This window comes from Nonomuraea glycinis, from assembly GCF_035920485.1.
GTDB classification, from domain to species: domain Bacteria; phylum Actinomycetota; class Actinomycetes; order Streptosporangiales; family Streptosporangiaceae; genus Nonomuraea; species Nonomuraea glycinis.
In genome coordinates, this window is record NZ_CP109166.1 from 7,660,508 (window position 1) to 7,682,860 (window position 22,353).

Here is a 22,353-nt window from a genome sequence, read left to right on the forward strand (position 1 = left end):
GTGGTTCAGGCGGCGTAGGGGCGGGCGGTCCTGGCCTCGCGCAGCGAGTGCGCCCACCAGGCGAGCCGGTCCAGCATGACCTTGGCGGCGGCGTCGGCGGCCGGGTCCACGGCTTTGCCGTCGCCGTCGAACTGCGCCCACGGGTGCTGCAGGCCGACGCTGTCGCGGAGGGTGACGGCGTGCAGTTCGGCCAGGACGAGCCGCAGGTGCTCGACGGCGCGCAGTCCGGCGGAGAAGGCGCCGTAGGAGACGAACGCGACCGGCTTGGCGTGCCACTCGATGCTGTGCCAGTCGATGGCGTTCTTCAGCGCCGCCGGGAAGCTGTGGTTGTACTCGGGGGTCACGATGACGAAGGCGTCGGCCGCTGCCATCCGCGGTGACACGGCCGCCAGCAGATCCTTGGCCTGCTGAGTGGCGGGCGGCTGCCCGAGCACCGGCAAGACGGTCGGCAGCGGGGTCTCGATCAGGTCGATCAGGTCGGCGCTCATGTCGCCGCGCTGGTCCAGGTGGTCCATGACCCAGTTGGCCACGGCGGGGCCGAAACGTCCGTCACGGGTGCTGCCGAGAATGACCGCGATGTTGAGCATGATGCCCCTTCGTTGTGTACAACGTATCTGGTTCGAGACAACGTACACACGAATGTGTACGTTGTCTACTTCTGATACGTTGTATAGGGATGCGAGGAAAGGACCTGCGACATGGCCGACGACAAGAGCGCACCTCTATGGGAGCGGTTGGAGCGTCCTTCGCCGGCCCCCCGCCAGACGCTGTCGTCGCAGCGCATCGCCACGACGGCTGTCGCGATCGCCGACGCCGAGGGCCTGGAGGCCATCACCATGCGCCGCCTGGCCGCCGAGCTGGGCGTCGCCCCCATGGCGCCCTACCGTTACGTGTCCGGCAAGGACGACCTGCTGGAGCTCATGGTCGATCACGTCTACGCCGATCTGCGCCTGCCTCGTGGCCTCGACTGGCGGGAGAGCCTGCGCACGCTTGCCGTACAGACGCGCGAACTGATGCTCCAGCACCGATGGCTGGCCCAACTGTCCCCGCGGGCCAAGCTCTCCCTCACGCCCAACCGGATGACCGTGGCCGAGCAGGCCCTGGTAGCGCTCGACGGCCTGGACCTGGACGCCGACACGATGATGAGCGTCTTTCGCACCGTGGACGCCTACGTGCACGGCGCCCTGAGCTACGAAAGCGCCGTCAGCACCGTCATCAGCGAGCAGAGCCTGTCCGGCGGAGACGAACTACGCGACGAACTCGCCCCGCTGATGATGTGGCACATGCGGACCGGCCGTTATCCGACCTTCCAGCACTACCTGCGCACCGCCACCCGTAAAGACGACACTTCGTGGCAGTTCGACCTGGGCCTGGACTGCCTCCTCGACGGCATCGCCACCCGCCTTGGCATCTGAGGCGCCCCCCGGGTGAATCCGGCATCACCACTGGCCCTCGCCGCGACGCCTTCTTGGAGTCGAGCAGTTTTGTACGCCCGTGAACTCCTGGCCGACGGCCGGTAGGGGAGCTGATGGCAGGCTGCCTGGTATGTCGAACTAAGCCTTGATCGGTGCGGCCGACCTGGCGGCCTGCTCGATCTTCGCGCAGTAGGCCGCCCGGGCTTCCTCGTCGATCTGCTTCTCGTGTTCGGCGCGCAACCCGGTCCGGCCGTCGAGGCTCTCGCGCAGGATATCGGCGTGCCCGGTATGCCGGATGGACTCGCCGAGGACATGGACCAAGACGGCGAACAGGTTCGTGTCGGCATAAGGCTCCGGCCACCACGGCACGTGGCCGGGGGCGTCGACGGGAAGCTCGTTGATCGTCGCGTCCGAGTGTTCCCACGTGCGCCGGTAGAACCCGATGATCTGATCGCGAGTCTCGTTCTCCGTCGCCCACAGATCGCTGCCGTCGGAGTCCTGCCACCGGGGCAGCGGTTGCGGGGAAGGGCGGTCGAAGACCTCGCCGAAGTACCTGGCCTCGACGGTGGCCACGTGTTTGACCAGGCCGAGGAGGTTGGTCCCGGTCGCTGTCAAAGGTCGGCGGGCGTCGTATTCGGACAAGCCGTCGAGTTTCCAGAGCAGCGCCTTGCGGTCCCGCCGCAGTCTCCCGTGCAGGGTGTCCTTCGCGAATTCATCGATCATGCGGCATGAGCCTGCCATGGGCTGCTCAAGGTCTCAAAATCCCGTACGTGGTCCGCAACGACTGGCCGAATCGAGAATCTCATGGGCCCTTTTCCGTACCGCGACTCCTCATACCCGGAAGTGTCCGGCGACCCCGGCGGCGGCCAGAACGTGCGCGGTGTTGACCCCGATCAGCGCCATGCGGCCCAACCTGCGCCCGCCTCCCGCCCTTGTCACCCGTGGCCGGCGCCCCGCGCGGAGGTGGGACCGTGAACGGCGGCGCGATCCGGGCCGGAGACCGGATCGCGCCGCCGTCGCCGGTTACTGGAGGATCTTCACGTCGTCGACGCCCGCCTCCACCAGGCTCGCAGCCGAGGCGTCGGCGGCTTCGACCAGCACCCGCACGCTCTGCCCCGCGAAAGCGGACACGTCGACGGTCGTCGCCGCCCAGGCGCCGTCACGGTCCGTGGCGGCGCCGAGCTGCTGGAAGACCGTGCTCGTCGTGCTGCCGACCACCCTGACCCGCAGGTAGTCGGCGCTGGAGGAGTTGCTGCCGTGCGCGAGGTACCAGGAGAACGACAGCTTCGGCGCCCCGGCCGGCAACGTGATCGGCGGCGACTGGATGGATGTCACGCCGCCGTCGACGTCGTGGGCGCCGGCCGATGATCCGGCCAGCCGTCCGGTGACCAGGTCGTTGACGCCGTTGACCGTGGTGCCGAGCTGTTTGGCGCCGCTGGAGGTGGTGGCCTCCGGGTCGCCACGCTCCCACAGGCCGCTCGTGGCCGTACCGGCCACCGGCGTCCAGCCCCGATCGGTCTCGAAGTCGTCCGACCAGACCACGACGGGCGGCGTGGCGGTGCCGATCGTCCAGACGGCGTACGCCACGGCGTCGGCGTTGCGGTCGAGCGCCGTGTCGCTGATGTTGGCCGTGGTGTCGCACGCGCGGTGGTAGCACGGGTCGAATGCCTGCCCCGCGGTGCCTCCCCACAGCTGCGCCTGGGCGCTGGACTTGATGCCCTCGGCGCCGGTGAAGGTGCCACCCGCCGGGATGCCGCGGGAGATGAACGGGCCGTAGTCGGAGCGGCCGTCGAAGTCGGTGCCGCGCGTGGGCACGCCGATGGAGGTGAAGTAGTCCTGCAGAACCCTCTCCAGCTCGGCCGATCCGGCGGGTCCCGGGCCGGAGCCCACCCCGTCGGAGTTGTCGCCGTCGTAGAGGAAGTAGCCGGCGTTGGGCGAGCCGACCATGTCGAAGTTGAGATACCCCTTGATCTTCGCCCGTTCGGTCGCGGACAGGTTGGTGACGTAGTGCTGCGAGCCGCGCAGCCCCAGCTCCTCGGCGCCCCACCAGGCGAAGCGCAGGTGCTTGGCGGGCTGGAGAGCCTGCCGGGACACTTCCAGCGCGGTCTCCAGGATCGCGGCGCTGCCCGAGCCGTTGTCGTTGATCCCGGGCCCGGCGGTCACACTGTCGAGGTGGGCGCCGATCATGAGGATGTCGTCGGGGTCGCCGCCCGGCCAGTCGGCGATCAGGTTGTAGCCGGTGGCGCCGCTGTAGGTGAACGACTGCAGGGTCGTGCTGAACCCGGCGGCGTCCAGTCGGCCCTTGACGTAGTTGGCGGAAGCGAGGTAGCCGGGCCGGCCGTGGGCGCGGTTGCCGCCGTTGGCGGTCGCGATGGACTGGAGCTGGGTCAGGTGGGCCTTGACGTTGGCCAGCGGGATGTCGGGCGCGGCGAGCGCCGTCGTGGCCTGGGCCGGCGCGCCGATGAGGGCGCTGGCTAAGGCCAGGGTCACGGTGGTGATGACGGCGAGCAGTCGTGATCTCATGCCATTCCTCTGGGGTTGTGAGGAGCAGGGTGAGAGCGTGCGGCAGGTGCAGGATGCCGCGTGAGGTGCCTCCATCGGGATCTGACGGGACAGGAACAATCCCCCGAGATGGTGCTGCAAGGAACGTAATGTCACAAAGGGATGTCGCCTAGACCCGATCTCGCACCGTCACCGCGAATCGCCACGACCGCAGTGGCCACGGCGCCGTCGTGCGGGTGGTAGGACCGGTGTGGTTCTCCATGAAGGAGACCGGGCGCAGGAACGTCGCCGGCAGGCCCAGCCGGGTGATGTGCTGTTCGATCCGCCACTTGTCGGGATGCCGTTAAGAACATCGCTCAGCGATGGTCCTGAGTCCGTCACAGTGCCGCATCTCGCACCATGCAAGTCTCAGCAGCAGGGCAGGCCCGCTCTTGCGTTGCGTGAGAACGACCTCTCAGCGCCCAGGTCCTGATGCTTCCCTGACGTGGCCCGCGGCCGGATCCGAGACGCGGAAGGTGCGCCGGTACGCCGATGGGGCGACCCCCGTCTCCGCTGCCAGGTGCCGCCGCAGCGAGGTGGCGGTGGCGAAGCCGACCTCATGGGCGACCCGGTCCACCGGCAGGTCGCTGGACTCCAACAGGTGCCGCGCCCGCCTCAGCCGCTGCTGGGTCAGCCAGCGGCCGGGGCTCAGACCGGTCTCTTGCCGGAAGCGCCGGGCGAAGGTGCGGGTGCTCATCGCCGCGTGCGCGGCCAACTCCTCCAGCGACAGCGGCAGTTCCAGCCGCTGCAGGGCCCAGTCGCGGGTCGGTCCTGTGCCGGTTTCGCTCACCGGCGGCAGCGGCCGCTCGATGTACTGCGCCTGCCCGCCTTCCCGGTAGGGCGGCACGACGCAGCGGCGGGCGACCTGGTTGGCGACCTCGCTGCCGTGGTCCTGGCGCACCAGGTGCAGGCAGATGTCGACACCGCTCGCCGCCCCCGCGGAGGTCAGTACGTCACCGTGGTCGACGAAGAGCACGCCGGCATCCAGCTCGACCCGGGGGAACAGTTCCTGGAAGATGTCGGTGAGCTCCCAGTGGGTGGTGGCTCGGCGTCCGTCCAGGAGACCGGCGGCGGCCAGCAGGAAAGCGCCGGTGCAGATGGACACCAGGCGGGTGCCGGGGCGGATACGGGACAGGGCGGTCAGGGCCTGCGGGTCCGGGGCGGCGGCCGAGGCCGGCGAGATTCCGTACGGAGGGATGATCACGGTGTCCGCCTCGGCCAGCACTTCGGGACCGTGCCCGGGGGTGACGGTCAGGTCCGCGTCGGTACGTACGGGTCGCCCGTCCACGCTCGCGGACAGCACCTCGTAGCGGCCATCGGCGGATCCCAGGACCCGGTGCGGGATGCCGAGTTCGAAGGGGTAGACGCCCTCGAGGGCGAGGACGACGACCTTGTGCGCGCCGGGCCGCGGGGCCGGGTCCAGTTCGGCCGCGCGATCAGCGAGGTCACGGTCCCGGGCGGACGCGGGGAGAGCGCGGGGAACGCGGTGGGCGGCAGGGTCGATGGACATGGCAAGAATGTATCGGAGGCTGACCTTCTTGCCATCGCCCCGGGCTGGACCGTAGGGCCAGGATCGAGGCATGACTCCAACGGACACCCTTGACGATCTCAGCTCCCCGGGCCCTGCTGCCCCGCACAGCGCCCCTGTGATGCTCGCCCTGCACCAGACGGCCCTCGGCGGCCCTGAGGTGCTGCGGTTGACCGAGCTTCCGCGGCCCGCGCCCGGCCCCGGGGAGATCCTCGTCGCCGTGCACGCGGCCGGACTCAACCCCACGGACTTCAAGCACCGCGCCCTGAGTATTTTCCTGCCACCCCCGCCGCTGATCCTCGGTTGGGACGTCTCCGGCACCGTGGTGGAGACCGGCCTGGGCGTCACCCTCTTCCAGCCCGGTGACGAGGTGTTCGGCATGCTGCCATACCCGTATGGGGCCGGCTCCCACGCCGAGTACGTGACCGGTCCCACCCGCGCCTTCGTCGCCAAGCCCACCGGGATCGACCACATCCAGGCGGCCGCTCTGCCGCTGGCCGCGCTCACCGCCTGGCAGGCCCTCGTCGAGACCGCGGGCCTGCGGGCCGGGCAGCGGGTGCTGATCCACGCCGCGGCCGGCGGTGTCGGTCACCTCGCCGTACAGATCGCCAAAGAACGCCGGGCTCATGTCACCGGGACGGCGAGCGCCCCCAAGCATGCTTTCCTGCGCGAGCTCGGCGCGGATGCCTGCATCGACCACCGCTCCGAGGACTTCACCGACACCGAGGAGCGCTACGACATCGTCCTCGACGCCCTCGGCGGGGAGACCGCCACCCGTTCCGTGGGCGTGCTCCGCCCCGGCGGCGTTCTCATCTCCCTGGTGCCGGGCGCCGAGGACACCCGAGCCGCGGCCGAGAAGGCACAGGTCCGCGCCGTCACCCTGATCGTTGAGCACGACCAGGCCGGGATGCGTGCCATCGCCGACCTCGTCGACCGGGGCAGGCTCCGCGCCCACGTCTCCGCCACCTTCCCCCTCGCCGAAGGCGCTCGGGCCCACGTTCTGGGGGAGACGGGCCGCACCACGGGCAAGCTGGTCATCACCGTGCGCTGAGGCGGATGGCTCCGGCGCAGGGCAGGGCAGGAAGCGGCGGATGGTGGCGTAGCGCTGCAGCAGTTCTTCTTGGAAGTCTTCGTCCGGTTCGCGGGCGATGTCGCCGATGAGGTGCGCAGCAGATCGCCAACCGCCTGGTCGAACACCTCGATCGCGTCGTCGGCCGACTGCGGGGCCATGGCCGCGGCGAAAGCGACCAGAGTGGCGAGTGATGTCGGTGGGCTCTTGCCTAGGGGGAGCGACGCCACGGACCGGCGTGGCGGAGCTGCGCTTTTGGGGTTAACGCTGAAGAAACACTCCTCTCGTTAGAACTTGTGGCTCGACATCTCGGTCTTCAAGGTTGGAAGAGGCAGACTTCATGATTCTTCGTCGAACGACGTTCACTGGCGCAGCCTCACTGGCGTGCGCGGCGCTGGTCTTGAGCGCGGCGCCGCCCGCCACCGCCGCGACAGCTGCCGCCCCCGTCAAGGTCGGGGACGTGCAGCAGGCGATGGAAGCCTTGGTGGAAACGGGCCACGTGGTGGGCGCCATTGGCGAGGTGTACGTGGACGGCAAGCGGGTCGGAAAGGGATCGGCCGGGTCCCGCCTGCTCGACGGCAAGGGCGGCGCGATCCCATCGACAGCCCGTTACCGGATCGGGTCGCAGACCAAGACCATGACCGCAGCCGTGGCGCTGCAACTGGTCAAGGAAGGCAAGCTGAGCCTGGAGGACAAACTCAGCGAGGTCCTGCCGGAGGTGGCGAAGAAAGACCTGGTGGAGCGAGCCGACGAGATCACCGTACGCCATCTGGTCCAGTTGACCTCGGGCATCCCCGACTACATCGGCCCGGACACCTCGAGCCCTACGCGCAACTACCGCCCGACCGACCTGCTGGCGGCCTCGCGCAAGAACGCACGCCGCGTGGAAGTCGGGACCTTCGACTACTCCAACACCAACTACATCCTGCTCGGCATGATCATCGAGAAATTGTCCGGCAGGTCACTGGCCGCCGAACTCAACCGGAGGCTCTTCGTCCCGCTCGGCATGCGCCACACCTACCTGCCCGCCAAGGCGAACGAGGGCATCAAGGGCCCGCACGGGCACGGCTACGCCCCGGACGAGACGGGCAGGATGCGCGATGCCGACAAGATCAACGCCACCACCCTGCTCGGCGCCGGCGGTGTGATCTCCACCACGCGCGACGCGAGCACCTTCCAGCGCGCCTTCCGCCAGGGCAAGCTCCTGCCGGCGTCCCTGAGCAAGCTCGTCACCGACCCGCCGCCCGGCCAGACGCCGCCGCCCGCGGGCGGCCCGTGCGCCGGCAACCCCGAGTTCGCCGCAGGAGGCGGAGGTAGCGCCCCCGGCTTCACCGCCGCGACCCTTACCTCATCCGACGGCCGCGTGCAGTTCGCCGTGTCCCTGACCCTGGCCATGGACAACGACGAGCGCAGCACCGTGTCGACGCGTATCACCAACGCCCTCAAATCGCTGTTCTGTCCCGCGACGTGATCGTTCCAGCCGCACATGGCAGACGTGATCGGATCATCATGGCCGAGTGCGGCTGAAGATTGGGAAGCCTCTGGGCGGCCGTGGCACATACGCGGCACGGTTCTGTGAGGCCGGCCGGATGACCTAGAGACCTTTCCCGCACGCCGGCAGCGGGGCGGCGCCGAGAGCCGGAGCGTTCCGCCTGCAACGAGCGGCTCAGCATCATGGGGGTCTTTCCGCGCCGCCGCCGACCTGCCCGCCCTCGCGCGCGGCCAGCGGGACGGTGCGCCACCCACCCCGCCCGCGCCGGCCTCCCAGTCCGGCGGCGTGTCCCACGGCAACATCTCTGTGACGTCCATCAGCGAGCCGGCACGGCAGGTCATCACCCGAACCGCCGCGCCTTTCTTGCCCTTCCGTCCCTTTCGAAGGAGCTCTTGTCGTGAAACGCCTGTCTGTTGCCGCCGCGACTGCGGTAGGCCTGCTGCTGGCCACCACCTTGCCCGCGATGGCCAACGGCGCCACCGCGATCGGCGACGTCCAGCGGGCCATGGAGGCCCTGGCCGCGACGCCCGGCGTCGTGGGCGCCATTGGCGGTGCGTACGTGGCCGGCGAGCTCGCCGGCCGGGGCACCGCCGGGTCGCGGCTGCTCAACGGCAAGGGCGGGACCATCCCGGCGGACTCCCGTTTCCGTATCGGCTCGCAATCCAAGACGATGGTGGCCACCGTGCTCCTCCAACTCGTCAGGGAGGGCAGGCTCGGCCTGGAGGACAAGCTCGCCGAACTGCTGCCCGAGGTGGCCGCCGGCGGGTTGGTGGAACGGGCCGGCGAGATCACCGTCCAGCAGCTGGTCCAGCACACCTCCGGCGTCCCCGACTGGTTCCACCACAGTGGCTCGACCGCCCCGGCCTTCGACGTCTTCGACTTCACCACCTACTACCGGCCCATCGACCTCGTGAAGATGACGCGGGGCCGGCCGCGCACCGGCGAGCCGGGCGAGATGTACACCTACTCCAACATCAACTACACCCTCATCGGCATGATCATCGAGAAGGTGACCGGGCACACCCTGGCCCGCGAGCTCGACCGGCGTCTCTTCCGCCCGCTCGGCATGACCGGGACCTACCAGGCCACCAAGCCCCCGGAGGGCATCAAGGGCCCGCACGGGCACGGCTACTACCCCGACTCCACCGGCACTTCGCGTGATGTGCACCGCTTCAACGCCAGCTGGGGCAACGGCGCCGGCGGCGTCATCTCGACCACGCATGACGTCAGCGCCTTCCGGCGGGCCTTCGACCAGGGCAGGCTGCTGCCGCCGTCACTGCAGGAGGTCCTCACAGGTGGCAGCGCACAGCAGGGCACGGGCCTGTGCGGAGGAAAACTCAAAGGCCAGATGCTCGGTGGCTCGGCGCCCGGCCTCACCACACTGACCTTCGCCTCGACCGACGGCCGGCAGCAGTTCGCCATCTCCGTCACGCGCAGCACCGCCGACGATAGCGCCATCGTCCCCGTGGTGATCAAAACCGTCGAAGCCGTCCTCTGCCCGACGGCTTGAAGCCCCACTCGGCGCAGCCTGATAGACGTCGCGCCGCTTCACCAACTCGAGCCGGTGGATGCGCCGGTAGCCTTCCGGGGAGGATCGGACCGGACTGTGGCGCTACAAAGGCGGCCTCTCATGCCTGTGGATTTCCTCACAGATGGAGCAAGTGGTCCGCTATCGCCGGTTCCGGCCCGAGGTGTCGGGGGCCGAACTCGAGCAGTTCTTCCGGCCGGCTGGACTCCCAAGCGCGGGAGGCGCTGGCGGAGAAGCGCACGCACCTAGGAAGAGGCGCTCCTCCTGGTCGGTGGCGGCCACGGCAAGCTCGGGAAGGGCTTGCACAAGCGGACCGCGGGCAGTGCGAGCGGCCAGCGGGAGGCGATGCTCCTGCCGGAAATGCGGTGCTTGGTGCGGGGGGTTATAGGTTCGGGTGGGGGTGACCAGCATGAAGACCACAGAGTTCGGCGAGTTTCTGAAGGCGCATCGGGCACGTATCGAGCCCAGCGAGGTCGGGTTCCCGTCGGGCGCCAAGCGCCGGGTGGCGGGGTTGCGCCGGGAGGAGGTCGCGGTGCTGGCGGGGGTCAGCAGCGACTACTACACCCGGTTGGAGCAGGGGCGGGAGCGTAATCCGTCGGCTCCGGTGCTGGAGGGCATCAGTCGCGCGATGCGCCTGGACCACGACTCGCGCGAACACCTGTACCGGCTGGCCGGTCTGAACCCGGGCGTGGGGCCCGATGCCGATCGCGCGCGGGTTCATCCGGCGCTGGCCCGGCTGCTGGACGCCTTCCCGGCGTCGGCGGCTTACGTCCTCGGCCCGGCCTTCGACGTGCTGGCCACGAACGCGGTCGCCGCCGCCCTGCTGTCGCCCTTCGGCGACGAGACCAACATGGTCCGGATCCTGTTCACTCATCCCCAGGCCCAGGTCGTGTTCGCCACCTGGGACGAGGTGGTGCCCAAGACCGTGCACGCGCTGCGGCTGCACGCCGGCCGGTTCCCCGATGACCGCCGGATCAAGGACCTGGTCGAAGAGCTGCTCGGCGTGTCCGGGGCGTTCCGTGCGTTGTGGCATGACCAGGTCGTGGGCGAGCTCAGCCGCACCTTCAAGGTGTTCGTGCATCCCGAGGCCGGGCGGGTGGAGCTGACCTATCAGACCTTCGACGTCAGCGACGCGCCCGGTCAGCAGCTGCTGGTCGGCACGCCCGAGCCGGGCAGCCGCAGCGCCGAGGCCGTGGCCCGGCTGGCCGCGGCCCGGACGGTCGCGGCGCCGAGCCGTTCCTAGGTGCCGCACACCCACTCTCAGGCGGCCTTCTTCAGCCGCTGGTGAGGGAGGAAGGTGGTTTGCGGAACAACACGCACCGCACACCTGAGGAACCTGATGTCCCTTACCTCATATCGCACGCTGGGCACCTCCGGCCTGCGGGTCAGCCCGCTGGCGCTTGGCGCGATGACCTTCGACAACGACAGCAGCTGGGGTTCGCGCCCCGAGACGTCGCATGCGATCCTGGACCGCTACCTGGAGGCCGGCGGCAACTTCGTTGACACCGCCAACATGTACAACGGCGGCGCCTCGGAGGCCACGCTCGGCGCGTACTTCGGCAAGCGCCCGGGCGTCCGGGATCGCATGGTGCTGGCCACCAAGTTCGGCGGCAGCATGGCCCACGACGATCCCAACAGCGGCGGCGCCGGCCGCAAGGCGATCCGGGCCCAGCTCGACGCCTCGCTGCGGCGGCTGAACACCGACTACGTCGACCTGTACTGGATGCACCAGTGGGACCGGCACACCCCGATCGAGGAGACCCTGTCCACCCTCACCGACCTGGTCCGGGCCGGGAAGGTGCACGCCATCGGCCTGTCCAACGTGCCCGCCTGGCAGGTGGCCGAGGCCACCACCGCCGCCCGCCTGCGGGATTGGGAGCCGGTCGCGGTGCTGCAGGTCGAGTACTCGCTGCTGGCCCGCAGCGTCGAGGGCGAGAGCTTCGGCGTGGCCCGCCGCTTCGGTTTGGGCGTCACCCCGTGGAGCCCGCTGGCCAGCGGCGCCCTGTCCGGCAAGTACTCGCGGGCCACCACGCAGGTGACCGGCTCCGGGCGCGCCGCCTACGCCGGCCCGCACCTGACCGAGTCCACGTTCGTCCTGCTCGACGCGCTCTCCGAGATCGCCGGCGAGCACGGCGCGAGCGTGGCCGCGGTCGCACTGGCCTGGGTCCGCCATCGGCCCGAGGTCACCTCCACCCTGATCGGCGCCCGCACGATCGAGCAACTGGAGGCCAACCTCGCCTCGCTCGATGTCACCCTCACCACCGAGCAGGCGACCCGGCTCGACACTCTGACCGCGCCCGCCCTGAACTACCCGTACAACCTGATCGACTCGATGGTCGGCTTTCAGCAGGGCGACACCACCGTCAACGGCCTGGCCGCCCAGGCGTTCGTCCGCTGAGGAGGACCGATGCCGACGAACGAGCAGCTCACCGCCTGGGTCGAGCGCTATGTACACGCCTGGCGCACCTGCGACCCTGCCGACATCGCCGCCCTGTTCACCGCCGACGCCGAATACCACGAGTGGCCGTACGAGACCGCCTGGGCCGGCCGCGAGGAGATCGTCAAGGGCTGGCTGTCGCGCCGGCCCTGGCAGGAAGGCGGCTGGGACTTCGACTGGATCCCGCTCATGATCACTGGAGACACCGCGGCGGTCCGGGGTACCGGCGTCTACACCGAACTCGGCACGTTCGACAACCTGTGGGTCGTCACCTTCGCCGGCGACGGGCGCTGCAGCACTTTCCGCATGTGGAACAACGAGGCCGGGACCTGACGCCGTCGGGTGGGCGGCAAAGGTCCCGGCATCGATGGCGCAGGAAGGAGGACATGACGGGCGCCAATCTCTTGGGGGACTTTCTGGCCTCGCGCCGGGCCGCGCTTGATCCCGCGCGGACAAGCCTGCCCGCCTCCCTGGCACCGCGCAGGGTGCCCGGGCTGCGCAGGGAGGAGGTCGCCGCGCTGGCCGGCATCAGCACCGCGTACTACGCCAAGCTGGAGCAGGGCCGCGCGGCCCGGATCTCCGCCGAGGTGATCCGGGCCGTCGAGGATGCGCTTGAGCTGGCCGGATGCGATCGCTTGACTTTTCGCGCCCTCGTGGAGGACACCTTCGGCGGCCCCGTGGCCCGCCCCGCAGCCCGGCGGCCGGTCATCGGAGTGGCCTCCGGAATGGTCAAGGTGCGCCCGGCTCTGATCGCGATGATGAACGCGCTCGACGCCCCGGCCCTGCTGCACGGACCCCGGCTGGACGTCCTGGCCACCAACGATCTGGCCAAAGTCGTGTTCGGCGATTTCGACCGGCTGCCGGTCAAGGAGCGCAACCTGGCCCGATGGACGTTCCTCGACCCGCGCGCCAGGATCGTCCACCCCGACTGGCGGCACATCGCCCCGCACGTCGCTGCCGCCCTGCGCCGCCTCACCGACGGCAGGGGCGCCGACCACCGGCTGGAGCGGCTCCTCGGCGAGGTGCTGCTCGGCGCACCCGAGTTCGCCCGCTATTGGGCGGACTACCGCTTGTATCTGAACCACCGAGGCACGAGGAGGCTGTTTCATGAGGCCGTGGGCGAGTTCACCGTGCACTACGAGACGCTGGCCCTGCCAGGAGACGACCAGAGCCTCATCGTCTACACCGCCGAACGCGGTTCCCCATCGCAGGACAAACTGCGCCTGCTGGCCAGCTGGACCACGCCGGCGGTCGACGCCCCGGCCACCTGACCGCCACGTCCCGCACTCTCCTTGACCAGAAATGACGGCGGCCGGACCGTCCAGAAGTGATCTTGCCCGCGTCTGGCCTTAGCGTGAACCATGTCGCCACAATACGGAGCTTCGCAATGACAGTAAGTGATCTGCTTGTTTACGGAGCCACCGGCTACACCGGCCGGCTCGTCGCCGAATACGCCCGTGACCTGGGCCTCCACCTCATCGTGGCCGGCCGCGACGAAGAACGCGTCACGACCCTGGCCGGCGAGCTCGGCGTGGAGGGCCGCGCCTTCCCGCTCGACGATCCGGCGGCGGTGCGCGAGGGCCTGCGCGGGGTGGCGGTCCTGCTGAACGTGGCCGGTCCCTTCCGCGTGACGGCGCGCCCGCTGCTGGACGCCTGCGTCGCGGCCGGCGTGCACTACCTGGACACCACCGCCGAGTACGACGTCTTCGCCGCCACCCAGGCCCGCGACGCCGAGGCCGCGGCGGCAGGGGTCATGGTCATGTCCGGCACCGGCAGGGACGTTGTACCCAGCGACTGCGTCGCCGCGTACGCCGCCGCCCGCGTCACCGAGCCCGTCCGGCTGCGGATCGCGCTCAAGCTGCTCAGCGCCACCCCCGAGGAGGCCGCCGGGCTGAACCTGTTTTCCCGCGGCTCCATCGCCAGCGCCGCCGAGGGCATCGGCGGCCTCGGCGCCCTCGTCCGCGCCGGCGGCGAGATCGTCACGCTGCCCGTGCCGAAGAGCGCCCCCTTCGACTTCGGCGACGGCGGTCCGGAGGAGTGCGTGTCCGCGCCGATGGGCGACCTGATCACCGCGTACGTCTCCACCGGGGCGCCCGACATCGAGGTGTACGTCCAGAGCGGGCAGCCCCTGCCCATCGACCTCGACCTGACCGTCCTGCCCGACGGCCCCACGGCGGCCGAACGGCAGGTGGGCCGCAGCAAGGTCATCGCCGAGGCGACCGGCCGCGACGGCACCGTGGCCCGCGCCCTCATCGACACGCCGACCGGCTACCGCTTCACCCAGCTCTCCGCGGTGGAGATCGCCCGCCGGGTCCTGGCCGGCTCTTACAAATCGGGCTTCCAATCACCGGCCTCCGCCTACGGCCCCGGCCTGGCCCTGTCCATCGCCGACACCCGCATCACCGACTTCTGATCACCGGAAAGGGAACATCTGATGAGCGAAAACCCGAACGGCCTGGCCGGGGCGGCCGAGACGGCCCTGCGCGTGCGAGCCCACTACGAACAGCTCGAACAACGCCTCCTGGGCAGGACCTGGACGCTGCCGGAACTCGCGGTCGGCTTCACCAATGACGCCGCCTACGTCGGCCGCCTGGTGCTGGCCGCCGAACACACCTGGGACATCGACGGCGACGTGGGCGCAGAACTCCGGCACAAGCTGGCCGAGTGTCTCTGGTGGGCGTTCGTCCTGGCCGACAAGCTCGGCGTCGACCTCCCCGAGGCGTACGAGGCCACGATGGACCGCATCGACACCGGCCTGCGCACCACCTTGCACGACGCCCCTGGGGACGGTCAGTGAAGTCCGGACAGCACAGCGTCAGCACCGTGACCGGCGCGACCGCGCAAAACGCCGGCGGCGCTCTTCCTGGCCACCGATCGCGCGGGCTTCGTCACGGGAGCCGAACTCGTCATCGACGGCGGCGAAAGCCGCAGGCGTTGAAGCCTTTCCATCACATCAGGAGGACCCATGGACACCACCAGCAATACCGCTATTCCGGTGACAGCGCACCTGCACGCCGCCGATACTCCCGAGCTCGTGCGGGCACCGCGCGCCACCTTCATCTCCACCACCGGGAAAGGGCGTCCGGGCACCGACACCTTCTACCGCAAGAAGGCGCTCGTCGCGGCCATCGCCGCCGCCCTCCCACCCGCCCTGCAGCCGCACGACTCCGCGAACGTCGTCGAGATCCTCTACCGGTACCCCGCCGACGCCGTCCCCGTCGAGATCGCCGATTTCTACAGCGTCAACCCCATCGACACACTCGAATACCGCGTGCTGGCACGCGTCAGCGATGAAACCACTACCACCGATCTCGCCTCCGTCCGACGCGCGGACCCCTCGGCCGACGACGAGGTGACGCTCTTCACCCTGCCCGAACAACTGGTCGTGCAGGTCATGCACCATGGCCCCTTCGCCGACGAGTTCGGCACACTCGCGCGGCTCGGCGCCTTCACGTCGGCGCGTGGCCTGCGACGCGCCGGCGCGCACCACGAGATCCACCTGGACCCCTTCACCGCCACCACCCCTCAGGAGCATCTACGCACCATTCTGCGGGACCCGGTCAGCTGACACCGCGCGCCGCCGGGTGCGTTCGCCAACGCCCGCCAGGCCACCGCCGCCGAGGCCTCCACCGAGCAGCTCTTCATGGTCCACCGCGGCTCCGTGATCTGAATTCCGGCGTAGCGCCTCGCCAGCGCCGCACCCAGTGGGGCGCTCGCAGGCGAACCGGCGACACGTCTCGCCTTCTCTGGGGCCGGCCACCTGCGCCAAGCCGGACCGAGGGGGCAGACGTTCAGACCGGGCCGGCGGGAAACAGCACCCGCGGCTCCAGATCCAAGCGCGTGGTCGGCGCCTGCTCCGGCGGCGTCAGGTTGATCACCCAGTTGCCGAACCGGCGCACCGTGTGCGTCATGTAGGGGTGCCGTTAACGAACGTGTCACCAGCCGCCATAGGACCGGCGGCGGGTCGCACGGTGAGCGCGGGCTGCCGGAAGACGATGGGTTACGGCGTCATGATGGGGTCGGGGCGGGGACGGCGCGCAGATAGGTGTAGACGGTCTCGCGGCTGATGCCGAACTCTCTGGCCAGCGCGGACTTGGGTTCGCCGGCGGCTGCGCGTTCGCGCGAGGCGTGAGATTGCTCGGGGGTGAGAGCGGGTTTGCGGCCGGTGTAGGCGCCGCGGGCCTTGGCCACGGCGATGCCCTCACGTTGGCGTTCGAGAATCAGGGCGCGCTCGAACTCGGCGAACGCGCCCATGACCGACAGCAGCAGGGTGGCCATGGGGTTGTCCTCGCCGGTGAAGGCGAGGTTCTCCTTGGCGAACTCCACGCGGACGCCCTTGCCGGTCAGGGTGCGGACGATGCGGCGGAGGTCGTCGAGGTTGCGGGCGAGGCGGTCCATCGAGTGCACGCGCAGGGTGTCGCCCTCGCGTACGAAGGCGAACATCTCCTCCAGGCGGGGTGGGGCGGCGTCCTTGCCGGAGGCGTGGTCGGTGAACATGCGTTCGGCCTGGAGGGCGTCGAGTTGCCGGACGGTGTTCTGGTCGGCCGAACTGACGCTCAGATCCCAGCCGACATGTGTCAGAGAATCCGGCATCGGACTCTTCTGGTCTCGTCAGCGGGACGATCCGTAACGGCGGTAAGGTCCGTCGCGTGCCCCTGAACCCGAATGATCTCCTCACCGAGAGCGCCGCGATACGCCTGGCCGGCGACAACGTCATCGGCTGCGAGACCGACGGCGCTACCGTCCTGCTCGGCGACGCTGCAACGGTGATCATCGCGGACCCGCGGGACGGGCTCGACGTGAGCGGCGTGTGGAACAGCCGCCGGTTCCACCTTCACGGACCATTCGTCGACGACGTTGGCATCCGCCTGTTCGGACATCCCCCGAACTCTCCCGGATGGAGCTGGACCCGACGCCCGGAGGCGTGGCCAGTTCACCTGCTGGCCCGACTGCCGGAAGGCTGCGTATACCTGGGAGTCGGCAAGCCCGGGCAGGCAAGATACACGAACGGGTGTCTGGACTACGCCGCCCTGACGATAGAGCCGGAACTGACCCCGGAGCTCCTGGACCGGGTCAGGCCGCCTGCCGAACCCGAGACATTGCCGAACCTGGACTGGCTCACGCTTATGACCGCCAGCCCGCTCGAAGCGCTGACGCGGTTCGTCGAGGGCTGGATCCCTGAGACTGACCAGGACCTCGGCGACTTCGCCGCGGCCCCATGGGATGTTCCCGAACCGCTTGCTGTGTTCTATCGGCTGGCCCGACACCGGCCCGCACTGCTCGGCGTTCAGAACCGGCTGCGGCCCCCACACGCGTGGCGGGAGGCGGACGACGGCCTGATCGCCTTCGGAGACGAGAACCAGGGCGGATTCACCTGGCTGTTCGATCCATCGCGCCCCGACCCTGAGGTATGGATCGACCAGGACGGGTACGAGCCGCGCCGCGAGCACCAGCCGATGAGCGGCTTCCTGCTCCAGTTCGCCCTGTATGAGGCCATGATGAACGCCCCCTACAAGGCCCTGCGCAGCGATGTGGCCGCCGAGTACGTCGGCACGCTGGCAGCCGCGCTGACTCCGGTGCCGTGGGAGCCCTGGCGCTGGCCGAACGACTCCACACACTTCTACGTCGCACCCGGCGTGATCGCCGAGACGACGGACCAGTGGCACGGGAACACCTCAGTGTGGGTCGGCGCGGTACATCGCAGCGTTCTGCGGCCGCTGGGGCAGCTCGGAATCCCCTGGACCAATTTTGACGGCTGAGCCACCGACGGTCCAAGCAACGCGACGCGATAGTTCGTCGAATTCTCATGGGTGGCTAATAAATCACATTCATTGATGCGATCGTATCGAGGCCGACGGGAAATGCCGGGGCGCCGTGAAATGTCCGGTCATTGTCCTGTGCCATTGCCGCCGTCCTGCCGGACGCCGCGACTCGCGAAACTCGATCCGCCGCCGGGGCCATCACCTGGCCCCGGCGGCCTTGCCGTCGCCGACCCTAGAGCGGCTTGCAGGGGGTGACCACCTGCCGGTGGACGACCACGTCGAACCACTGCGCCAGCGACCCGCCCTCCATGTACGACTTTTGCGCGAACGCCGGGTTGTAGCCCGCGTAACCGCGCACCTTCGCCGGCGCGCGCAACCATGCGCTCACGGCCTCCGGCGCCTCGCCCCGCAGGTCCACGACGTACTGGGCGGGGCCGTTGCCGGCGAAGGCGTCGCCGAAGACGCGGTTGGCGAAGCCCGCGTCCGGCCGCGGCACCGGCGCGGGGGAGACGCCGCAGCCGGAGCCCGTGCCCAGGGTCCCTTGGTCGAACAGCACGGTGATCGAGCGGTAGCGCTCGCCGTACCAGCGGCGCAGGTAGGAGCCGGCGTTGTCGAAGACGAGCGGCGGGCCGCCGAGCGTCAGCCGCAGGCCGGGCGCGTTGGCGGTGTGCGCGGTCGACGCCCAGTAGGCCACCTTGTCGCCGGTGCGGCGTTGCCACCAGCGCAGGTTCTCGGCCGCGCGGGCGTCGCGGTAGGCGTAGAGGTCCGCGAACGGCAGGTTGAAAGCCTCGTACCAGGACAGGATCTGGCGAGCGTTGTGCAGGGCCAATTGCTGGTCGTCGTTCTTGGGCAGCCGTTCGACCAGCTTGTACACCGCGCGGGCGTGGCTGATGAAGGGCCGCTTGTTGGGCTCGTTGCGGTACCAGTCCAGGTTGGCCTGGGTGTTCTCGTGGCGAGGCGCGATGAACTTCAGGTGGCGCCGCACCTCGCGCAGCCGCCACGGGGCGGCCTTGGCCACGTACGAGGAGACGGCGTCGTGAGCCAGGGAGCGGGTGGCGTAGTACTCCACGCCGACGAACTTCACCTTGCGGCCGGGGTGATCCGCGTTGTAGGACCGCAGCCAGGCCAGTACGTCGCGCACCTCGCGGGTGCGCCACGTCGTCGTCAGTTCGCCCATGAGCGCGTCGAGGTCGCCCTTGCCGGTGAGGACGTAGCGGTTGACCCGTACGCTCGTCGTCCAGTCCTCCTCCCAGGCGATCGACCGGAACCCCAGCTCCTCCACCAGGTATCTCAGGAGGCCGAACTTGATCACGGCCTCCTCGTGCGTGCTGTGGGCGGACTCGCCCAGGCCGACGATGGTGGCCTCGCCGATCGACTCCTTGGTGATCTCCTGCCGGGCGTTCTGCTCGATCCAGTCGATCACCTGAGGGTCGGCGACAGGCGTGGCGGCCAAGACGCCTGCCATGAGTAGATGCAACATGAGGGCTCCGTTTCGAGAGAGGCAGTGAACCAAGAGTTCCTCCCACCGCGGGCCGGGGACATCCGATAGGCGAACCATTGCCGACTACACCGAGCGGCGTAGTCGCAGGGGGTGTCGGCTCAACTCGCGGTGAGACGGACTCGTCGGCCGGCTCGCCGGCTGTTTCGGCCGGCGTGAGGGGCCTCGGCGCCTGTCTCCCCGCCCGGTCTCCCACGACTTCGTGAAGCCAGGGTGAAACCGGCTCCTTCCGTCGTAGGCCGGAATCCGGCCGACTTCAAGGTGAACGTGGGCTCCAACGATTACCTGGGCGGCAAGATCATTGATGCGGCCGTGTTCGTGACGCACCCGTACTGGGGGTGCCACCGGAATACGGCAGAAATGGGCCGCGCTCTTGATCACTGATCGTTAGACTCCTGGGGGTTCGCGCTGGTTGGTGGCGATTTCGGAGGTTCGGGTGGCGTCGATCGACCGGACGGTCAAGGCCGCCGAGACCGTCGGGGCCGCGGCCTGCGGCTACGACTCCGGGAAGAAGATCAAGGGGCAGAAGCGGCACATCGCCACCGACACGCTCGGGCTCGTGTTGTGCGTGCTCGTCACCTCTGCGGCGGTTCAGGACCGCGACGGCGCCCACTCGTTGCTGGCCCCGCCTGGCCCGCGAACTGACAGGCGGGCCGGCTCACGGACGCTGGGGAGACCCGCCGCCACTACCGGAGCTGACCAGCCCCGACCGACGCGGCAAGATCCTGGAACTTCTCGCGGCCCAGCCCTGGCGCGCCTGGCGAGGCAGCGAACTGGCCGCCATCCTCGGGATCGACAACGTCAACAGCTTCCGCGTCAAGCTCTCCCAGTGGTCCCACCAGGGCTACATCCGCAAGATCGGACCCGCCCTCTACGGCCCCATCCCCACGAGCACTTAAGTCTTCGTCAGCAGCCTCTGAAATCTCATCAATACCTGGAGAAGTCGGAGCGCCAGCCCAGAAGCCCAGGTCCTGGGGCTAGGGAGACCCAAGAAGCCCAGCTGAACTCAAGGGTTATCAGTTGAGCGTCTACAGGCAGCCCTCCGCCACCTCACCGTCGACCGGGCTGAGATCCGCCGACGCGTCGAGGCGGGCCTACCGCAGGGCCCGCTCACCGACCCCGGCCCGTTGCTCTGCTACCTCACCATCGACGGCCTGGACCACACCGACAACTCTCGGGCCGCGATCCGGCTCCGAGGACAGATCCACGCCGCCATACGCAGCGCCACCGAAGACCGCCTCACCACCTATCACACGACCGAATCCACCATCACCATCGGCATCCACGGTCATGACGCCCAGGAACGCATCAACCAACTCCGCAACGCCCTCGGCAAGCTTCTCGCGAAGAACCGCCTCGCTCTCCGTGAATCTCCTCGCTGACCCTGCGTGTTCGTGCTTAGCGCTAATTTCCGGCCTAATATGACCACGCCGCCTCCCTAGCCCGCGCGCGACCCCGGGGTAACGGTCCCGGCGCCCCGGTCCACCAGCACCACCTGGTCTGTCGGGTCGATGCGTGGAAGCCGGTGCGCGATGATCACCAGGGTCTTCCCCGCACAATAAACTCGCAGGGCGTCGTACACCTCGTCCGAGGTGACGCCGTCGAGGGCGCTGGTGACCTCGTCGACGACGAGCACCTGCCAGTCGGCCAGCAGCGCCCTGGCCACCGCCAGCCGCTGACGCTCACCGCCCGACAGCTGGAGTCCCTCCACGCCGATTGGAGTGTCGAGGCCGTGCGGAAGGTGGGACACCAGGTCGTCCAGCCGGACGGCGGCGAGCACCCGATGGATGTCCTCCTCGGTCACGGCCTCGCGGGCGAACATCAGGTTCTCCCGTATCGACGCGTCGAACAGGGTGGTGTGCTGCGGAATGATCGTCACCACGTCGCGCAACTCCGCGTCGCCGGCGCCGTCAAGCTGAACGGTTCCGGTGGCCGGGCGCAGGAGGCCGGCGATGATCAACCCCAGCGTGCTCTTGCCCGACCCGGTGCGTCCCCGGACCACGGTGACCGATCCTGCGGGCAGGTCCAGGTCGATGCCACCGAGCACGTCCCGCCCGTCGCCGTACCGGTGGCCCACCCCGCGCAGGGTCAGGCTGATCCCGGCCCCCGGCACGGGAGCGCGGCCCTCGTCGATCGGCAGCGGCTCCGGCAGGTCGAGGTATTGGATGACGCGCTCGAACTTGGCCAGCGAGACGTGCAGGCCACTGGATAATTGCAGAAGGGATTGGATGGGCTGGGACAACTGCGTCTGCAGGATCACCATGACGATCACGGTCCCTGTACTCAGTCCGGAGACCGCCGTACCGGACACCCAGTACACCAGGGGCGGCACGCACGCGAACGACGCGCCGATGATCACATAGGCGGTGGCGCCCACGACTCGCTGCCGCACCGTGATCTCACCCAGTTGCCTGCACACCTCGACGAACCGTTCGAGCTGCCGGCCGGAACGACGCAGCGTCCGGCCCAGGATCACCCCGCCCAGGCTGAGATCCTCGGCGGCGAAACGCAGCAGTGAGGTGACGTGGCGCTGCCGTTGCCTGGCCAGGTCCTGGCGCCGCTTGGCGAAGCGATGGTTGAGCAGCGCCAGCACGTACGCCAGGGAGAAGGAGAGCAGGGCCAGTTGCCAGCTCAGCATCAGCATCGCGATACCCGAGGCGACCAGCGCGGTGAGGGAGCCCAGCGCCTGGTGGATGGTGCCGGTGACGAACCGGTCGATCCCCTCGATGTCGCTGACCAACCGGGCCTGCACCTCCGAGGTGCTCTCCTCGGTGTAGAAGGCCAGTTCCTGCGATTGGGCGCGGCCGTACACGGTGGCGCGCAGGCTGGTCGTCACCCGCTGGCCGACGATGTTGGTGAGCGCCACGTTGCCGACGTCCAGAACGCTGCTCGTGACTCCCAGGACGACCATGAGTACGCACAGCAGCGTGAGCAGCCCGACGTCGCCGTTGAGCAGCCCCTGATCGATGACCATGCGGGTCAGCAGCGGGTTGGCCACTCCCAGGGGCACGGTGATCACCACGATGATCAGCGAGGCCACCACCTGCCACCGATGCGGGCGGAACCAGGTGAGCATGCGCCGG

At 69.3% G+C, this 22,353-nt stretch carries 21 protein-coding genes; 14 read left to right on the forward strand and 7 right to left on the reverse strand.

What is annotated here, in order from left to right; translation table 11 throughout:
- Positions 1-5 precede the first annotated feature (5 nt).
- Positions 6-587 carry an NADPH-dependent FMN reductase gene (locus OHA68_RS36030; RefSeq protein WP_327104229.1) on the reverse strand — a complete coding sequence of 194 codons (582 nt, stop codon included), beginning with the start codon at positions 585-587 and terminating at the stop codon, positions 6-8.
- A 111-nt stretch (positions 588-698) separates the two neighbouring features.
- Between OHA68_RS36030 and OHA68_RS36035 the strand changes: the two genes are divergently transcribed.
- A complete protein-coding gene (locus OHA68_RS36035; protein ID WP_327104230.1) occupies positions 699-1,415 on the forward strand; it encodes a TetR/AcrR family transcriptional regulator C-terminal domain-containing protein in 717 nt (238 codons plus the stop codon).
- 138 nt (positions 1,416-1,553) lie between these two features.
- Here the strand turns inward: OHA68_RS36035 and OHA68_RS36040 are convergent, their stop codons facing one another.
- From OHA68_RS36040 to OHA68_RS36055, 3 genes are all read right to left on the reverse strand, one after another.
- The gene (locus OHA68_RS36040; protein WP_327104231.1) at positions 1,554-2,138 is read right to left on the reverse strand and encodes a DinB family protein; all 585 of its coding nucleotides are present in this window, start codon (positions 2,136-2,138) and stop codon (positions 1,554-1,556) included.
- 300 nt (positions 2,139-2,438) lie between these two features.
- Positions 2,439-3,938 carry a M28 family peptidase gene (locus OHA68_RS36045; RefSeq protein ID WP_327104232.1) on the reverse strand — a complete coding sequence of 500 codons (1,500 nt, stop codon included), beginning with the start codon at positions 3,936-3,938 and terminating at the stop codon, positions 2,439-2,441.
- 433 nt (positions 3,939-4,371) lie between these two features.
- Positions 4,372-5,466 carry a GlxA family transcriptional regulator gene (locus tag OHA68_RS36055; protein WP_327104233.1) on the reverse strand — a complete coding sequence of 365 codons (1,095 nt, stop codon included), beginning with the start codon at positions 5,464-5,466 and terminating at the stop codon, positions 4,372-4,374.
- Between the two features lie 139 nt (positions 5,467-5,605).
- Here OHA68_RS36055 and OHA68_RS36060 point away from each other — a divergent pair, with 139 nt between their 5' ends.
- From OHA68_RS36060 to OHA68_RS36105, 10 genes are all read left to right on the forward strand, one after another.
- Positions 5,606-6,535, forward strand: a complete 930-nt coding sequence (locus OHA68_RS36060; RefSeq protein ID WP_327109602.1) for an NADP-dependent oxidoreductase — start codon at positions 5,606-5,608, stop codon at positions 6,533-6,535.
- Positions 6,536-6,893: 358 nt separating this feature from the next.
- Positions 6,894-8,024 carry a serine hydrolase domain-containing protein gene (locus tag OHA68_RS36065; protein WP_327104234.1) on the forward strand — a complete coding sequence of 377 codons (1,131 nt, stop codon included), beginning with the start codon at positions 6,894-6,896 and terminating at the stop codon, positions 8,022-8,024.
- Between the two features lie 418 nt (positions 8,025-8,442).
- On the forward strand, positions 8,443-9,555 hold the full coding sequence (locus OHA68_RS36070) for a serine hydrolase domain-containing protein (protein ID WP_327104235.1): 1,113 nt from the start codon (positions 8,443-8,445) through the stop codon (positions 9,553-9,555).
- A gap of 427 nt (positions 9,556-9,982) precedes the next feature.
- The gene (locus tag OHA68_RS36075) at positions 9,983-10,816 is read left to right on the forward strand and encodes a helix-turn-helix transcriptional regulator (protein ID WP_327104236.1); all 834 of its coding nucleotides are present in this window, start codon (positions 9,983-9,985) and stop codon (positions 10,814-10,816) included.
- Positions 10,817-10,912: 96 nt separating this feature from the next.
- Positions 10,913-11,971: an aldo/keto reductase gene (locus tag OHA68_RS36080; RefSeq protein WP_327104237.1), complete on the forward strand. Its 1,059-nt coding sequence runs from the start codon at positions 10,913-10,915 to the stop codon at positions 11,969-11,971.
- Between the two features lie 9 nt (positions 11,972-11,980).
- The gene (locus OHA68_RS36085) at positions 11,981-12,343 is read left to right on the forward strand and encodes a nuclear transport factor 2 family protein (RefSeq protein ID WP_327104238.1); all 363 of its coding nucleotides are present in this window, start codon (positions 11,981-11,983) and stop codon (positions 12,341-12,343) included.
- A 53-nt stretch (positions 12,344-12,396) separates the two neighbouring features.
- Complete coding sequence (locus OHA68_RS36090; protein WP_327104239.1) at positions 12,397-13,281, forward strand: helix-turn-helix domain-containing protein; 885 nt, start codon at positions 12,397-12,399, stop codon at positions 13,279-13,281.
- Between the two features lie 116 nt (positions 13,282-13,397).
- Entirely contained in the window at positions 13,398-14,423 is a 1,026-nt protein-coding gene (locus OHA68_RS36095; protein WP_327104240.1) for a saccharopine dehydrogenase family protein, read from the forward strand.
- Positions 14,424-14,444: 21 nt separating this feature from the next.
- Positions 14,445-14,807, forward strand: coding sequence for a nucleoside triphosphate pyrophosphohydrolase family protein (locus tag OHA68_RS36100; protein WP_327104241.1), 363 nt, complete (start codon positions 14,445-14,447; stop codon positions 14,805-14,807).
- 168 nt (positions 14,808-14,975) lie between these two features.
- Positions 14,976-15,578, forward strand: coding sequence for a hypothetical protein (locus OHA68_RS36105; protein ID WP_327104242.1), 603 nt, complete (start codon positions 14,976-14,978; stop codon positions 15,576-15,578).
- A 440-nt stretch (positions 15,579-16,018) separates the two neighbouring features.
- On the opposite strand, the gene OHA68_RS36110 is transcribed toward OHA68_RS36105, so the two are convergent.
- On the reverse strand, positions 16,019-16,603 hold the full coding sequence (locus OHA68_RS36110; RefSeq protein ID WP_327104243.1) for a recombinase family protein: 585 nt from the start codon (positions 16,601-16,603) through the stop codon (positions 16,019-16,021).
- Between the two features lie 56 nt (positions 16,604-16,659).
- On the opposite strand from OHA68_RS36110, the gene OHA68_RS36115 reads away from it, so the two are divergent.
- A complete protein-coding gene (locus OHA68_RS36115; protein ID WP_327104244.1) occupies positions 16,660-17,769 on the forward strand; it encodes a hypothetical protein in 1,110 nt (369 codons plus the stop codon).
- Between the two features lie 235 nt (positions 17,770-18,004).
- On the opposite strand, the gene OHA68_RS36120 is transcribed toward OHA68_RS36115, so the two are convergent.
- Complete coding sequence (locus tag OHA68_RS36120; RefSeq protein ID WP_327104245.1) at positions 18,005-19,237, reverse strand: erythromycin esterase family protein; 1,233 nt, start codon at positions 19,235-19,237, stop codon at positions 18,005-18,007.
- A gap of 445 nt (positions 19,238-19,682) precedes the next feature.
- Between OHA68_RS36120 and OHA68_RS45465 the strand changes: the two genes are divergently transcribed.
- Entirely contained in the window at positions 19,683-20,294 is a 612-nt protein-coding gene (locus tag OHA68_RS45465) for a transposase (protein WP_407674383.1), read from the forward strand.
- Positions 20,295-20,397: 103 nt separating this feature from the next.
- Entirely contained in the window at positions 20,398-20,652 is a 255-nt protein-coding gene (locus OHA68_RS36130) for a hypothetical protein (RefSeq protein ID WP_327104246.1), read from the forward strand.
- A 56-nt stretch (positions 20,653-20,708) separates the two neighbouring features.
- On the opposite strand, the gene OHA68_RS36135 is transcribed toward OHA68_RS36130, so the two are convergent.
- Positions 20,709-22,346 (reverse strand): ABC transporter ATP-binding protein, encoded by a 1,638-nt coding sequence (locus OHA68_RS36135; RefSeq protein WP_327104247.1) that lies wholly within the window; start codon positions 22,344-22,346, stop codon positions 20,709-20,711.
- Positions 22,347-22,353: the final 7 nt, after the last annotated feature.